This is a genomic window from Streptomyces sp. TRM68367, assembly GCF_014495685.1.
Lineage (GTDB): Bacteria > Actinomycetota > Actinomycetes > Streptomycetales > Streptomycetaceae > Streptomyces.
Genome location: NZ_JACTVI010000030.1, coordinates 40,537 through 54,637, shown reverse-complemented (window position 1 = coordinate 54,637; position 14,101 = coordinate 40,537). Strand labels below are relative to the sequence as shown.

Genomic DNA, 14,101 nt, shown 5'->3' with positions numbered 1-14,101 from the left:
CCTGTCCACTTCTCTTCGTAGGAAACTCCAACAGCATGCCCACCTCGGCCCCCGCCAAGGTCCCCGCCCCTGATCAGCCGGGAGCCAGGCACCCCTACGGCGCCCTCGACCGCCACTTCAAGATCTCCGAGCGGGGCAGCACCCTGTCCCGCGAGGTGCGCGGCGGTTTCGCCACCTTCTTCGCGATGGCCTACATCATCGTGCTGAACCCGATCATCCTCGGCAGCGCCCATGACGTGTACGGTCACCAGCTCGCGGGCGGCCAGCTCGTCACCGCGACGGCCGTGACGGCGGCGTTGACCACGCTGCTGATGGGTGTCATCGGCAACGTACCGATCGCGCTGGCTGCGGGCCTCGGCGTGAACTCGGTCGTCGCGCTGCAGCTCGCGCCCCGTATGTCGTGGCCGGACGCGATGGGCATGGTGGTGCTCGCCGGGTTCATCGTGATGCTGCTGGTCGCCACCGGCCTGCGCGAGCGCGTGATGAACGCCGTCCCCTACGGCCTGCGCAAGGCGATCTCCATCGGCATCGGCCTGTTCATCATGCTGATCGGTCTGGTCGACGCCGGTTTCGTCTCCCGCATCCCGGACGCCGCCCAGACCACCGTCCCGCTCCAACTGGGCGGCACGGGTCACCTCACGGGCTGGCCCGTGCTGGTCTTCGTGCTCGGCGCGCTGCTCACGCTGGCGCTGATCGTGCGCAAGGTGTCCGGCGCGATCCTGATCTCGATCGTCACGATGACGGTCCTGGCGATGATCATCAACGCGGTGGCGAAGGTGCCGACCTGGGGGCTCACGACCCCGAAGTGGCCCGGCAACCCGGTCGCCAGCCCCGACTTCGGGCTGCTCGGCAAGGTCAGCCTCTTCGGCGGCTTCGGCAAGGTGGGGCTGCTGACCGGCGTCCTGTTCGTCTTCACCGTGCTGCTGTCGTGCTTCTTCGACGCGATGGGCACGATCATGGGCGTGAGCGACGAGGCCAAGCTCACCGACGCGCAGGGTCAGATGCCCGGCATCAACAAGGTGCTGTTCGTCGACGGCATCGCGGTCGCCGCGGGCGGTGCCAGCTCCTCCTCGGCCACGACCTGCTTCGTGGAGTCCACGGCCGGCGTCGGCGAGGGCGCCCGCACCGGGTTCGCGAACGTCGTCACCGGCGCGCTGTTCGCCGTGGCCCTGTTCCTCACGCCGGTCGCGACGATGGTCCCGTCCCAGGCGGCCACCCCGGCGCTGCTCGCGGTCGGTTTCCTGATCCTCGCCGGCTCGGTCACGGAGATCGACTGGGCCGACCACACGATCGCCATCCCGGCGTTCGTGACGATGGTGATGATGCCGTTCACCTACTCGATCACCAACGGCATCGGCATGGGCTTCATCACCTTCGTGGTGCTGCGCCTGGCGGCGGGGCGGGGCCGGGAGGTTCCGGCGGCGATGTACGTCGTCTCGGCCGTGTTCGCCTTCTACTACCTGATGCCGGCGCTGGGCCTGACCTAGTGCCGGGGCAACCAGTGTCCCGGGAGGTTCCGGGTCACCTGACCCCGTAGAACCTCTCCGTCTCCTCGACCGCGGACTGGAAGCGCTGGTCGAAGTCGTCGCGAATGAGCGTCTGGACGACATAGTCCTGGACGCTCATTCCGCGTTTCGCGGCATGGTGCCGCAGGCGTTCGAGCAGCTCGTGGTCTATTCGCAGGCTGAGCACACGGGTCCCCATGGACACGAGGGTCCCTGCACTCTTCGGTGCGGCGTGTCACGTTCCGCCACGGGATCACCCGGATGAGTGATGCGCGGCTTCAGTGGCCGGGGTCACGGGCAGTCATTCCGGCACCCAGTGGTCCTTAGTTAGAGTAATGAGTTACTCTAAAGAACATGTCGGACCTCAGCCATGGCGACGACGCTGCCGCCGTGAACTCCCTCCGCTCCGCCGTGATGCGGCTGTCCCGTCGGCTCAAGCACCAGCGGGTCGACGAATCGCTCAGCCCCACAGAGATGTCGGTGCTGGGCACCCTGGCCCGTTGCGGCACCGCCACCCCGGGCGAACTCGCCCGCAGGGAACATGTCCAGCCGCCCTCGATGACCCGCATCGTGGCCCTGCTGGAGGCCAAGGGACTGGTCCGCCTGGAGCCACACCCAGAGGACCGGCGCCAGAAGGTCGTGACGCAGACCGAGCAGGCCGAGGCGATGCTCGAGGAGAGCCGCCGCAAGCGGAACGCGTTCCTGGCTTCCCTGGCCGAGGGCCTCGACGAGGACGAGTGGGCGAAACTCCGCGCCGCCGCCCCCGTGCTGGAGAAACTCGCACATCTGTGAGCAAGCAGTCGCCCGGAGGCGAACGAAGAATTGCCAGAGGAGGCGAACCCTGTTGAGTACGGGATCCGGAGCAGCTTCCGCCCCCGCACCTGACCCCTACGATTCCCCGACCACCTCCGACGCGTCCGCTCCCCCTTCTCGCACGTCCTCGATGTTCAGCTCGCTGAAGGTCAGGAACTACCGCCTGTTCTTCCTCGGCCAGGTCGTGTCCAACACCGGCACCTGGATGCAGCGCATCGCCCAGGACTGGCTGGTCCTCACCCTCACCGGCTCCTCCGCCGCCGTCGGCATCACGACCGCCCTGCAGTTCCTGCCGATGCTCCTGTTCGGCCTCTACGGCGGCGTCCTCGTCGACCGGCTGCGCAAGCGCCCCACGCTGCTCGTCACCCAGTCCTCGATGGCGCTCACCGCGCTCGCCCTGGCCACCCTCACCCTCACCGGCCACGTCCAGATCTGGCACGTCTACGTCGCCGCCTTCACGGTCGGCCTCGCCACGGTCGTCGACAACCCGGCCCGCCAGTCCTTCGTGTCCGAGCTGGTCGGCCCCGGCCAGCTGCAGAACGCGGTCAGCCTGAACTCCGCCAACTTCCAGTCGGCCCGCCTGGTCGGCCCCGCCGTCGCGGGCCTGCTGATCACCGGCGTCGGCACCGGCTGGGCGTTCCTCTTCAACGGCCTGTCCTTCATCGCCCCGCTCACCGGCCTGCTGCTGATGCGCGCGCGCGAGCTGCACGCCGTCGAGCGCGCCCCGCGCGGCAAGGGACAGCTGCGCGAGGGCCTGCGCTATGTCGCCGGGCGCCCCGAGCTGATCTGGCCGATCGTCCTGGTCGGCTTCGTCGGCACGTTCGCCTTCAACTTCCCCGTCTACCTCTCGGCCTTCGCCGACCACGTCTTCGACGCCGGGGCGGGCTCCTACAGCCTCTTCAACACCCTCATGGCGGTCGGCTCGGTCGCCGGCGCCCTGCTCGCCGCCCGGCGCGGCACGGCCCGGCTGCGGGTGCTGATCGCGGCGGCCCTGCTCTTCGGCGCGCTGGAGACCGTGGCCGCGGCGACCCCGGAGCTGTGGATGTTCGCCCTGTTCATGGTCCCGCTGGGCCTGTTCGGCATGACGGTCAACGTCACCACCAACACCCACATCCAGATGTCCACCGACCCGGGCATGCGGGGCCGCGTCATGGCCCTCTACATGATGGTCTTCCTCGGCGGCTCCCCGGTCGGCGCCCCGATCGTCGGCTGGGTCACCGACACGTACGGCGCCCGCGTCGGCCTCGCGGCCGGCGGCGCGGTCGCGGCAGCCGCGGCAGCGGTGATCGGCGTGATCCTGGCCCGGGTGGGCGGGCTGCGGCTGTCGGTGGGGTGGCACCGGGGGCATCCGCAGGTGCGGTTCGTGCCGCGGGAGGAGCAGCGGGGGGGAGGAGCTGGCTTCGGCGGCGTAGGTCAGTCGCGGGGGAACTCGTCGGTTTTGAGGACGAGGTCGACTGCGGTGCCGGTCAGGTCGATGTCGTCGCCGAAGTAGAGGCTGACGTTGCCGTGGTACTTGCCGTCCTTCGGCAGGGTGTACAGGTGCCACTCGCCGGTGTACGGGTCGACGATGAGGTACACCGGTACTTCGGCGGCGGCATACGCATCCTTCTTGGGCCCGTAGTCATTGTGAGCGGTGTTCTTGGAGATGACTTCGGCGACGAACTCGACGTCCTCGCAGTGCCAGCGGCGTCTGTCGTCCGGTCGTGCGCCGTCGGAGATCAGCGTGACGTCGGTTGCGAATCCGTTGAGGTGTCCGGGGTAGTCGATACGGACGTCGGACTTCAGGCGCCGACGAGGGTACTTGGCACGCAGCTGGTCCAGGATGTCGAAGATGATCTCCCAGTGCGTGTCGCGCTGCGGCGTCATGCAGATGTTCCCCCCGACGATCTCGGTCTTGTAACCCTCGGGGACGGGCATCTTCTCCAGCCACTCGAACAGCATGTCGAGTGTGGGTTCGTCGACGCTGTCGGCCATCTCGATCCTGTCTTCCAGGACGGTCATCGTGGCGCTCCTCGCCGGCTACTCCTTGGACGAGTGCAGCCGCGCAGTACAACGATACGCACGGCGACCAGGACACGCCCGGGCGTACACGCGTCCGACAGCGAGACTGGACGTATGAGACTGTTCGCCGCCGTCCTGCCCCCCGACGAAGTGATCCTGGAGCTGGCCGCCGAGGTGGCCGCGTTGAAGAAGCTGCCCGGTGCGGACGGGCTGCGGTGGACCGGCCCTCCCGGGTGGCACTTCACGCTCGCGTTCTACGGCGAGGTCGACGAGGAGGTCGTACCGGAGCTGTCGGTCCGCCTGGAGCGCGTCGCCCGCCGTACCGAGCCCTTCTCGGTCGCGCTGCGGGGTGGCGGGCAGTTCGGGCACGGCCGGGCGCTGTGGGCCGGGGCGGAGGGCGATCTGCGCACCCTGAGCCTGCTGGCGGACCGCTGCGAGGCGGCGGCTCGGAAGGCGGGCGTGCGGATGGGGGAGCACCGCCGGTACAAGGCCCACCTGACGGTGGCGCGCAGCCGCAGCGCCGTCGACGTACGCCAGTACCTGGCCGCCCTGGAGGCCTTCACCAGTCCCGCCTGGACGGTCGAGGACCTGGCCCTGGTGCGCAGCGATCTGCCGAAGTCCGGGGTGCCGGGCGAGCAGCCGCGGTACGAGGTGGTCGCCCGCTGGCGGCTGGGCGGGGCCGGTTAGGCTCGGTGGCGTGGACCCGAAGACCCGGAACCGGATCATGGCCGGTGCGCTGGTGCTGATGTTCGTGGTGGTGGCGGTGGCGGCGGCGCTGGGAAGGTAGCCGCCGCCCCACCTGTCGATCGCCGGCCTGGCCGGTCGCTCGTCTGCCTACCAGGCGAAGGCCTCCGGAGAGGGACCGGCCGTCGGGAAGATCTCGTCCAGACCGGACAGGACCTCGTCCGACAGCTCCAGCTCGACGGCCCGCAGCGCGGACTCCAGCTGGTCGGCGGTGCGCGGACCGACGATCGGCCCGGTCACGCCGGGCCGGGTGAGCAGCCAGGCCAGCGCGGCCTCGCCGGGCTCCAGCCCGTGCTTGTCGAGCAGATCCTCGTACGACTGGATCTGCGCACGGCGGGTGGGGTCGGCGAGGGTGTCGGCGGCCCGTCCGGAGGCACGGCGCCCGCCCTGGACCTCCTTCTTGATGACGCCGCCGAGCAGGCCGCCGTGCAGCGGGGACCAGGGGATGACTCCGAGGCCGTAGTCCTGCGCGGCCGGGATGACCTCCATCTCGGCGCGGCGCTCGCAGAGGTTGTACAGGCACTGCTCGCTGACGAGCCCGATGGTGCCGCCGCGCCGGGCGGCGGCCTCGTTGGCCTGGGCGATCTTGTACCCGGGGAAGTTCGAGGACCCCACGTAAAGGATCTTCCCCTGCTGGACGAGGGTGTCGATCGCCTGCCAGATCTCCTCGAACGGCGTGTTCCGGTCGATGTGGTGGAACTGGTAGACGTCGATGTAGTCGGTCTGCAGTCGCTTCAGGCTGGCGTCGACGGCGCGCCGGATGTTGAGGGCGGACAGCTTGTGGTGGTTGGGCCAGGCGCCGGCGCCGTCCGGGGACATGTTCCCGTACACCTTGGTGGCGAGCACGACCTTGTCCCGCCGTTCGCCGCCCGTTGCGAACCAGTTGCCGATGATGCTCTCGGTACGGCCCTTGTTCTCACCCCAGCCATAGACATTCGCGGTGTCGAAGAAGTTGATGCCCGCGTCCAGCGCCGCGTCCATGATGGCGTGACTGTCGGCTTCGTCCGTCTGCGGGCCGAAGTTCATGGTGCCGAGGACGAGTCGGCTGACCTCAAGTCCGGTGCGTCCGAGTTGCGTGTACTTCATGGCCGACAGCCAACGCCGTGGAGCGGACTCTAGGCAAGTGTGCTCTCCTCCACGTTCTCCATACGTCCGTACAGCACCTGCTCGTTGACCTCCGGGTCGTTGACGACGCGCAGCGCGGCGGCGACGCCGTGGCCGACGAGTTCGTCCGCGACCTCCCCGTACATGGTGCTGCGCGCCGACGCGCCGCTCCATGGGCCGCCGCCCGCCGAGCTTCTCGCCCCCGTCCCGCACGAGGATCTCCGGCGGGCTGTCGTTTCCGGAGTGCCGGAGCTCATGGGGGAGTTGGCGACGGATACGCGCAACGTGCTGCTCACGCTCGCCTGGGTGTGGAGCACTCTCGTCACCGGGGACATCCGGTCGAAGGACGCGGCCGCCGACTGGGCGCTCGGCCGGCTGCCCGCCGAGTACCGGCCCGTGCTCGCCCACGCCCGTGCCGTCTACCTGGGGGAGGCAAGAGGAACGCTGGGAGGGGCGCGGGGGTGGTGTGCGCGGGTGTGCCGGCTTCCTCGTTCAGGAGATCGAGGGGATCGGGGGCGGCTATCCGGCGGTGTAGGGCTCGGCCATGTTCCAGGCCTCGTGCATGGCGTTTGCGAAGTTCGCCGCGATCTTGTGTTCGCCGCTCGCATTGGGGTGTGTGCCGTCGTAGGTGTCGGTGTGGAGGACGTAGGACGGGGGTGGGGAGGCCAGGAGGAGGGGGGACGTCGGGGTGTCCAGGTTTGCCGTCGTCTTTGCCAGGAGTTCGTTGAAGTGGTCCACCTGGGCGGCGAAGTCCGAGTCCTGTTGCGCGCGGATGTTCGGGAGTACCGGGAGGAGGACCATGCGGATGTGGCGGCGGGCGGTTCGCGCGGCGGTGATGAAGGCGTGGACGTTGTCGGCCGTCTGTTCTGCGTTGGTGTAGAAGCCCAGGTCGATCAGGCCCAGGGAGACCAGCAGCACGTCGGCGCGTGCGGCCCGGGTCGCCTCGCCGATCAGGGGGGCCATGTGCAGCCAGCCCTCGCCCCAGCCGGCCAGGTGGGCGCGGGGGAAGTCCGGGTCGGCGTACTCGTAGGAGGTTGGCGCGTCCGTCGCCTTGTCGTACAGGGTCTCTCGCGGGCCTACGAGCGTGAACGGGCCGCCGTAGGAGTGGCGCAGGTGCTGCCACAGCCGGTAGCGCCATGTGTGTTCGCCTGCGCTCCCGATCGTCATGGAGTCACCGACGGGCATCAGCCTGAGCATCCGCTCATCATGGACGATCAACGGTTCGGGCGGGGTGTGAGTCCGGCCACCCCGGTCGCGGGCCTCGACGGCCCGTGAAACCCCGGGCGGATGGCAGAGGGGTGACTGCAGGCGGGGCGGCAGCCCCAGCCAGCCGCGTCACCAACCTCTCCGTTTCGCCTGCACACCCACGCCATCCCCGTCACATCACGGGCACAGCCATCCGGGCAGCCGAGATCCTTTTCCCAAGACCGGAGCTGGGCCGAAAACGCAGCATCACCCAGGAAAACCTGAGCTCATCTGCGACGCTTGGGGCATGCGCAGACCCTTCGCCTTCCTCGCCGCGGCCCTCCTGGTGGGCGCGTTCGCCGTGCCCGCCTTCGCCGCCGACGGTGACGAGAACTTCACGATCAGGGATCCGCGCATCACCGAGTCCAGCGGCCTCGCCGCCTCCCGCCTCCACCCGGGCATCTACTGGACCCACAACGACCAGGACAAGGGCGCCTACCTCTACGCCGTCGACAGCAGGACCGGCGAGACCGTCGCCAGGATCACCATGACCGGCGTGGGCACCCCGCGCGACGTCGAGGCCATCTCCATCGGCCCGGACAACCAGATCTACGTCGGCGACATCGGGGACAACGACGGTGTGCAGTGGCCCTACGTGTGGATCTACCGGCTGCCCGAGCCCAAGACGCTCAAGGACCAGACGATCCGCGCCACGCAGTACGTGGTGAAGTACACCGACGGCTCCCGTGACGCCGAGTCGCTCGTCGTGCACCCGAAGACCGGGCGCGTCTACATCATCGACAAGCAGGAGGACGGCGGACACCTGTACGCGGGGCCGGCCGAGCTGTCCCCCTCCGGCACGAACGTCTTCCGGCCCGTCGCCCCCGTCGACCTGTGGGCCACCGACGCCGCCTTCTCCCCGGACGGCCGGCAGCTCGCCGTACGCGGCTACTTCGGCGGCCTCCTCTACGACTGGAACGACGGCCGCATCAAGCGGAGCGAGCGGCTCAGCGTGCCGCTCCAGGGGCAGGGGGAGTCGGTCAGCTACTCCGCCGACGGCACGAAGCTCATGTACGGCAGCGAGGGCACCGAGAGCCCCGTGGAGGCGCGGGACGCGCCCGGACGGCAGGACGGCGGCGCCGCCAAGTCACCGTCCGCCGAAGGAAGTCCGGACAGCGGGAACGACGGCCGCCTCAAGGTGGGCGCGATCGCCGTCGGCGGGGTCGCCGCCCTGTGGCTGCTGACGCGGGTGTTCCGGCGGCGGTCGTCGTAACCGACGCGCGTCACGCGTCCGGCCGCTCCACCGGCCGTACCTCGTAGTGCAACGTCGCCGTGCGCATCAGCTTGTGCGTGAGGGGCACGAACACGCCCTGCATGAAGGGGTACTTGCGGCGGAGCAGCCGCGCGGCGTGCCGGTCCTCCTCGCTGCCGCCGGCCAGCAGCCGCGCCCGCGCGTGCATCTCCGGTCCGACGGGCCTGCCGGACGGGGTGGAGGGGGCGAGCTCCACCTCGGGGTTGTTGCGGATGCGCCTGACCTTCCACGCCTTGCCCGGCGAGCGGAAGTACGCGTGGTCACCCTCGACGGCGATGTTCACGGGCGTGCCGACGCCCGTGCCGTCCTTCCTGTGACTGGTGAGGAGGACGGCCCACTGTTTGGCGAAGGGAGCGAGCCGGGGGCTCGTACTCGGACTGGTCATGCCTCCATAGAGGCACCGAATGCCTCGCTTGTCACGTTTCGGCGCGTCGCGCGACCAGCACCTCCAGGCCGTCCAGGAGCCGTTCGAGGCCGAACTCGAAGTGGTCGAAGTCCTCGCCGAACGCCTCCTCGGACAGCTGGGCCATCGTCGGGAACTGCCCGCTCTCCATGGCCTGTTCGAGGTAGGGCCGCTGCTGGTTGCAGAACTCCGCATGGCTCAGGCCGGTCTCCTTGGCGGCCTCGTCGGCCTCGATCTCCATGCGTGTCCGTGCTGCTGTACGGCTATGTCTTCGGCAGCGCGATGAAGGTGCCCGGCGGCCGGAACTACCAGGACTTCCTGATGCCGGGGATGTTCGTGATGGCGATGGCGTTCGGCTTCATGAACACCGCCACTGTGCGGAGGTTCCAGAAGCTGAGCCGGTGACGCCCTAGTTCTTGACGTGTTCATGTGACGTGTCTTCCATGGAGGTGCGGGGGTGAGAGCGCTCCCACCTGTTCCGGGCCCGCGCCTCCCGAGAGGAAGCAGCGACATGTTCCGCAGCTTGCGAAGAGCGCTGTGCGCGGTGGCCGCCGCCCTGTTATTGCCGCTGGCCGGTGTGCAGACGGCGGACGCGGCGGACGCGGCTGAGCCCGGCGCCGGCTACTGGCACACCAGTGGCCGGCAGATCCTGGACGCGGCCGGGCAACCGGTGCGCATCGCCGGGGTCAACTGGTTCGGCTTCGAGACCGGCAACCACGTCGTCCACGGCCTGTGGGCCCGCGACTACAAGAGCATGATCGACCAGATGAGGTCGCTCGGCTACAACACCATCCGCATGCCCTACAGCGACGACATCCTCAAGCCCGGTACGCGCCCCGACAGCATCAACTTCGCCGACGGCAAGAACGCCGATCTGCAGGGGCTGACGTCCCTTGAGGTCCTGGACCGGATCGTGGCGTACGCCGGCCGGCAGGGCCTGAGGATCGTCCTCGACCGGCACCGGCCGGACGCGGCCGGGCAGTCGGCGCTCTGGTACACGGCGTCGGTCCCCGAGTCGACCTGGATCACCAACCTCAAGTCCCTGGCCACCCGTTACCAGGGCAACCCCACCGTCGTAGGCATCGACCTGCACAACGAACCCCGCGACCCCGCCTGCTGGGGCTGTGGCGACACGGCCCGGGACTGGCGCCTGGCCGCCCAGCGGGCCGGCAACGCCGTCCTGTCCGTCAACCCCGAGCTGCTGATCATGGTCGAGGGCGTGCAGTCGCACAACGGCGCGAACGGCTGGTGGGGCGGCAACCTGATGGGCGTCGCGCAGTACCCGGTGCAACTGGACGTGCCGAACCAGCTGGTGTACTCCGCCCACGACTACGCGACCAGCGTGGCCCAGCAGCCCTGGTTCAGCGATCCCTCGTTCCCCGACAACATGCCTGGGGTCTGGGACCGGTACTGGGGCTACATCTTCAAGCAGAACATCGCGCCCGTGTGGCTGGGCGAGTTCGGTACGACGCTCGAGTCGACGGTGGACCAGAGGTGGCTGGCCGCGCTGGTGACGTACCTGCGCTCGACGTCGGCGCACGGTGCCGACAGCTTCCACTGGACCTTCTGGTCCTGGAACCCCAACTCCGGTGACACCGGGGGCATCCTGAAGGACGACTGGCAGACGGTCGACACCGTGAAGGACGGCTACCTGGCGAGCATCAAGGCGCCGGGCTTCCCACCGGGCGGCGGCATGGGCGAGCCGGGCGGTCCCGGTGGCGGAACGGCCGCCTGCACCGCCGCCTACACCGTCAGCAGCGACTGGGGCGGCGGCTTCAACGCCGAGGTGAAGGTGACCAACACGGGCAGCACGCCGCTCAAGTCCTGGAAGGTGACGTGGACGTGGAGTGGGGCGCAGAAGGTCACCTCCATGTGGAACGCGTCGCACACGCAGAGCGGTTCCGCCGTGACGGCCACGAACGCCGCGCACAACGGGGCGGTCCCGGTGGGGGGTTCGGCGAGCTTCGGGTTCGGGGGTGCGCCCGGGGGCGGGGGCGTGCCGGGGGTGAGTTGTACGGCGACGTGAGAGGGGGCGCCCGGTGTTCGCCGGGCGCCCCCTGCTGACGTATGCGTCAGAGCTGCTCGATGACGTAGTCGACGCACTTGGTCAGCGCCTCGATGTCCGCCGGGTCGACGGCCGGGAACATCGCGACGCGCAGCTGGTTGCGGCCGAGCTTGCGGTACGGCTCGGTGTCGACGATGCCGTTGGCACGCAGGACCTTGGCGACGGCGGCGGCGTCGACCTCGTCGGTGAAGTCGATCGTGCCGATGACCTGGGAGCGCTTGGCCGGGTCGGTGACGAACGGGGTGGCGAACTTGACGTCCTCGGCCCAGCCGTACAGGGTCCGCGCGGAGGTGGCCGTACGGCGGACCGCCCAGTCCAGACCGCCCTGGCCGTTGATCCACTCCAGCTGCCGGCCCAGCAGGAACAGGGTGGCGAGGGCCGGGGTGTTGTACGTCTGGTTCTTGCGGGAGTTGTCGATCGCCGTCGGCAGGCTGAAGAACTCCGGGACGTGGCGGCCGGAGGCGTGGATCCGCTCGGCGCGCTCGATCGCGGCCGGGGAGAACACGCCGATCCACAGGCCGCCGTCGGAGGCGAAGGACTTCTGCGGGGCGAAGTAGTAGACGTCGGTCTCGGCGACGTCGACGGGCAGGCCGCCGGCGCCGGAGGTGGCGTCGACCAGGACGAGGGCGCCTTCGTCGGCACCGGCCACGCGCTTGATGGGCATGGCGACGCCGGTGGAGGTCTCGTTGTGGGTGAAGGCGTAGACGTCGACGCCCGCCTCGGCCTCGGGGTCGGGGTGGGTGCCCGGGTCGGAGGAGATGACGGTGGGCTCGGCGAGCCACGGGGCGAGCTTGGCGGCCTTGGCGAACTTCGAGCTGAACTCGCCGAAGCTGAGGTGCTGCGACTTGTTCTCGATCAGGCCGTGGGTCGCGATGTCCCAGAACGCGGTGGAGCCGCCGTTGCCGAGGATGACCTCGTAGCCGTCGGGGAGCTGGAACAGCTCACGGATGCCCTCGCGCACCTGGCCGACCAGGTTCTTCACCGGGGCCTGGCGGTGGGAGGTGCCCATGAGGGACGTGCCGGTGGCGGCGAGGGCGTCCAGCGCCTCCGTCCGCACCTTGGAGGGACCCGCGCCGAAACGTCCGTCCGCGGGCTTGATGTCAGAAGGAATCTGGATCTCAGCCACGCAGGGGAGCGTATCCGTTCCGGGAAACCTGGGCGAAACGTCGTCCGTCGGGTGAGACGCGCGGTGCAAGCGAGAGGAGGTCACTCCCGCAGGCCGAGCCCCCGTCGCTCCAGCGCCTCCCGAACCCTGTTCGCACCAGCGCCGGATGCTCGCCCGTCGGGCGGGATCGCCGCTCGCCGCGATCGGGTCGATCTCGGTCAGCGCGTCCGGGTCCGACGCGTGCGCTCGGTCGATCACGAGTTCGCCCGGAGTCAGGTCAGGCATGGGGTGCATGGTGGCAGACGGCCGATGGGGGTGGCCTCTCAGTTCGCGTCAGCCCGGACGGCCGGCGTCAGGTCTGCACGCCTTTCGTTTTCTCCTTCCCCCGCCCCACCTGTGTCCGTACCGCCCCCATGCTCGCCGCGACGACCAGGGCGATCGCGGCGGCCTCGGCGGCGGAGAGGGTCTGGTTCAGGACGAGGAAGCCCGCGGTCGCGGCGACGGCCGGTTCCAGGCTCATCAGGATCGCGAAGGCGGCGGCGGGCAGGTGGCGCAGGGCGAGCAGTTCGAGGGTGTACGGCAGGACGGAGGACAGGACGGCCACGGCCGCGCCGAGGGCGACGGTCGTCGGGTCGAGCAGCTTCGCGCCCGACTCCACGACCCCCAGCGGCAGGAACAGCAGCGCCGCGACCGCCATGGCGAGGGCGAGCCCGTCGGCCTGCGGGAAGCGCCGCCCCGTACGGGCGCTGAAGACGATGTACGCCGCCCACATCGCGCCCGCGCCGAGCGCGAAGGCCACGCCCGCCGGGTCGAGGCTGCCGAAGCCTCCGCCGCCGAGGAGGAAGACGCCGGCCAGGGCGAGGGCCGCCCACAGGGCGTTGATCGCGCGCCGGGACGCCAGCACCGACAGGGCGAGCGGGCCGAGGACCTCCAGGGTGACCGCCGGGCCCAGCGGGATGCGGGCGAGGGCCTGGTAGAAGAGGCCGTTCATCGCGGCCATGGTGATGCCGAAGACGATCACCGTGCCCCAGTCGGCGCGGGAGTGCCCGCGCAGCCGCGGCCGGCACACCACGAGCAGCACGATCGCGGCCACCAGCAACCGCAGCGTCACGACACCGAGCGCCCCGGCCCGTGGCATCAGCGTCACGGCCAGGGCGCCGCCGAACTGTACGGAGACGATTCCGGCGAGGACCATCCCGACGGGTCCGAGGGATCCCCAGCGGCGCGGAGTGCCGGCTGGGGCGGGCGCGTGGCCCGCGTCGGGGGCGGTGGCCGGGGTCGATGCGGACGGTGCGGAGGGGGAGGCGGCGGCGCGGGGCGTGCTGCTCACGGGGCGGTCCAGGGGGCTCGGCTCGGGTTTCGTGCATCATGATGTACTGCTCAGTTCAGGGTAATGGACTTCGTCAGGCGCGTGAAGTCATTTTGCCACTGACCCGGTCGACGGCCTGTCCGGCCCCGGTGAGGATCGGCGGGGTCACCCCCGAACGACCCTCCAGTACTGGCGCCGCTTCTCGTCCTTCACCACGACACCGAGGCCCCCGCCACGCAGACGCTGGTCCCCGCCCTGGTCATGGAGGCGCTGATCCAGGCCTACCGCGACCCGGAACTCGAGGCGCTGCTGAACCGCGACGAGGACGAGGAGCGGTCCACCGTCCGCACCCTGCTGCGCAGGGCCGCCGCCGAGGGCCGGATCGACCCGGCCCTCGACGCGGACGACACCGCGGCCTGGGTCATGGCTCTCATCGGCGCCCTCTACGCCAGCGCTGCCACCGAGCCGTCCTTCGACCCGGCGGCCCAACTCCCCACCCTGCGCCTGATCATCCAGCGCTTCCTGCGACCCGACGCCGGGTGAGCCGTAGTTCGC

General features: G+C 69.9%; 16 protein-coding genes and 2 pseudogenes. 9 read left to right on the top strand and 9 right to left on the bottom strand.

The window, feature by feature from the left end; all coding sequences use genetic code 11:
- The first annotated feature begins 35 nt into the window (after nucleotides 1-35).
- Nucleotides 36-1,487 (top strand): NCS2 family permease, encoded by a 1,452-nt coding sequence (locus H8R17_RS20615; protein ID WP_187824683.1) that lies wholly within the window; start codon nucleotides 36-38, stop codon nucleotides 1,485-1,487.
- A gap of 34 nt (nucleotides 1,488-1,521) precedes the next feature.
- Here the strand turns inward: H8R17_RS20615 and H8R17_RS20610 are convergent, their stop codons facing one another.
- Nucleotides 1,522-1,704, bottom strand: a complete 183-nt coding sequence (locus H8R17_RS20610) for a ribbon-helix-helix protein, CopG family (protein ID WP_187824682.1) — start codon at nucleotides 1,702-1,704, stop codon at nucleotides 1,522-1,524.
- Nucleotides 1,705-1,859: 155 nt separating this feature from the next.
- On the opposite strand from H8R17_RS20610, the gene H8R17_RS20605 reads away from it, so the two are divergent.
- Nucleotides 1,860-2,297, top strand: a complete 438-nt coding sequence (locus H8R17_RS20605; protein ID WP_187824681.1) for a MarR family winged helix-turn-helix transcriptional regulator — start codon at nucleotides 1,860-1,862, stop codon at nucleotides 2,295-2,297.
- A gap of 52 nt (nucleotides 2,298-2,349) precedes the next feature.
- On the top strand, nucleotides 2,350-3,810 hold the full coding sequence (locus H8R17_RS20600; RefSeq protein WP_262505380.1) for an MFS transporter: 1,461 nt from the start codon (nucleotides 2,350-2,352) through the stop codon (nucleotides 3,808-3,810).
- Here the strand turns inward: H8R17_RS20600 and H8R17_RS20595 are convergent.
- Nucleotides 3,732-4,319 carry a Uma2 family endonuclease gene (locus H8R17_RS20595; RefSeq protein WP_187824680.1) on the bottom strand — a complete coding sequence of 196 codons (588 nt, stop codon included), beginning with the start codon at nucleotides 4,317-4,319 and terminating at the stop codon, nucleotides 3,732-3,734. The two genes, H8R17_RS20600 and H8R17_RS20595, sit on opposite strands and share 79 nt — an antisense overlap.
- Before the next feature lie 114 nt (nucleotides 4,320-4,433).
- On the opposite strand from H8R17_RS20595, the gene thpR reads away from it, so the two are divergent.
- On the top strand, nucleotides 4,434-5,006 hold the full coding sequence (gene thpR, locus H8R17_RS20590) for an RNA 2',3'-cyclic phosphodiesterase (protein WP_187824679.1): 573 nt from the start codon (nucleotides 4,434-4,436) through the stop codon (nucleotides 5,004-5,006).
- A 147-nt stretch (nucleotides 5,007-5,153) separates the two neighbouring features.
- Here the strand turns inward: thpR and H8R17_RS20585 are convergent, their stop codons facing one another.
- Entirely contained in the window at nucleotides 5,154-6,149 is a 996-nt protein-coding gene (locus H8R17_RS20585) for an aldo/keto reductase (protein ID WP_187824678.1), read from the bottom strand.
- Between the two features lie 29 nt (nucleotides 6,150-6,178).
- Nucleotides 6,179-6,313 carry a hypothetical protein gene (locus H8R17_RS47055; RefSeq protein WP_262505379.1) on the bottom strand — a complete coding sequence of 45 codons (135 nt, stop codon included), beginning with the start codon at nucleotides 6,311-6,313 and terminating at the stop codon, nucleotides 6,179-6,181.
- On the opposite strand from H8R17_RS47055, the pseudogene H8R17_RS20580 reads away from it, so the two are divergent.
- Nucleotides 6,312-6,702, top strand: a pseudogene (locus H8R17_RS20580) (DUF4111 domain-containing protein); the annotation flags it as partial. The gene H8R17_RS47055 and the pseudogene H8R17_RS20580 sit on opposite strands and share 2 nt — an antisense overlap.
- Here the strand turns inward: H8R17_RS20580 and H8R17_RS20575 are convergent.
- A complete protein-coding gene (locus H8R17_RS20575; protein ID WP_187824677.1) occupies nucleotides 6,687-7,364 on the bottom strand; it encodes a GDSL-type esterase/lipase family protein in 678 nt (225 codons plus the stop codon). The pseudogene H8R17_RS20580 and the gene H8R17_RS20575 overlap by 16 nt on opposite strands.
- A gap of 295 nt (nucleotides 7,365-7,659) precedes the next feature.
- On the opposite strand from H8R17_RS20575, the gene H8R17_RS20570 reads away from it, so the two are divergent.
- A complete protein-coding gene (locus H8R17_RS20570; RefSeq protein ID WP_187824676.1) occupies nucleotides 7,660-8,625 on the top strand; it encodes a WD40 repeat domain-containing protein in 966 nt (321 codons plus the stop codon).
- Between the two features lie 10 nt (nucleotides 8,626-8,635).
- On the opposite strand, the gene H8R17_RS20565 is transcribed toward H8R17_RS20570, so the two are convergent.
- Together H8R17_RS20565 and H8R17_RS20560 are read right to left on the bottom strand one after the other, a co-directional pair.
- A complete protein-coding gene (locus tag H8R17_RS20565; RefSeq protein WP_187824675.1) occupies nucleotides 8,636-9,049 on the bottom strand; it encodes a PPOX class F420-dependent oxidoreductase in 414 nt (137 codons plus the stop codon).
- A gap of 31 nt (nucleotides 9,050-9,080) precedes the next feature.
- The gene (locus H8R17_RS20560; protein WP_316959470.1) at nucleotides 9,081-9,302 is read right to left on the bottom strand and encodes a TetR/AcrR family transcriptional regulator C-terminal domain-containing protein; all 222 of its coding nucleotides are present in this window, start codon (nucleotides 9,300-9,302) and stop codon (nucleotides 9,081-9,083) included.
- 2 nt (nucleotides 9,303-9,304) lie between these two features.
- Between H8R17_RS20560 and H8R17_RS20555 the strand changes: the two are divergent.
- Both H8R17_RS20555 and H8R17_RS20550 read left to right on the top strand, forming a co-directional pair.
- Nucleotides 9,305-9,445, top strand: a pseudogene (locus H8R17_RS20555) (ABC transporter permease); the annotation flags it as partial.
- A gap of 133 nt (nucleotides 9,446-9,578) precedes the next feature.
- The gene (locus tag H8R17_RS20550) at nucleotides 9,579-11,093 is read left to right on the top strand and encodes a cellulase family glycosylhydrolase (RefSeq protein ID WP_187824673.1); all 1,515 of its coding nucleotides are present in this window, start codon (nucleotides 9,579-9,581) and stop codon (nucleotides 11,091-11,093) included.
- 46 nt (nucleotides 11,094-11,139) lie between these two features.
- Here the strand turns inward: H8R17_RS20550 and serC are convergent, their stop codons facing one another.
- A complete protein-coding gene (gene serC / locus H8R17_RS20545) occupies nucleotides 11,140-12,258 on the bottom strand; it encodes a phosphoserine transaminase (protein WP_187824672.1) in 1,119 nt (372 codons plus the stop codon).
- A gap of 331 nt (nucleotides 12,259-12,589) precedes the next feature.
- Complete coding sequence (locus tag H8R17_RS20540) at nucleotides 12,590-13,567, bottom strand: DMT family transporter (RefSeq protein ID WP_187824671.1); 978 nt, start codon at nucleotides 13,565-13,567, stop codon at nucleotides 12,590-12,592.
- Nucleotides 13,568-13,807: 240 nt separating this feature from the next.
- Between H8R17_RS20540 and H8R17_RS20535 the strand changes: the two genes are divergently transcribed.
- A complete protein-coding gene (locus H8R17_RS20535; RefSeq protein WP_187824670.1) occupies nucleotides 13,808-14,089 on the top strand; it encodes a TetR family transcriptional regulator C-terminal domain-containing protein in 282 nt (93 codons plus the stop codon).
- Nucleotides 14,090-14,101: the final 12 nt, after the last annotated feature.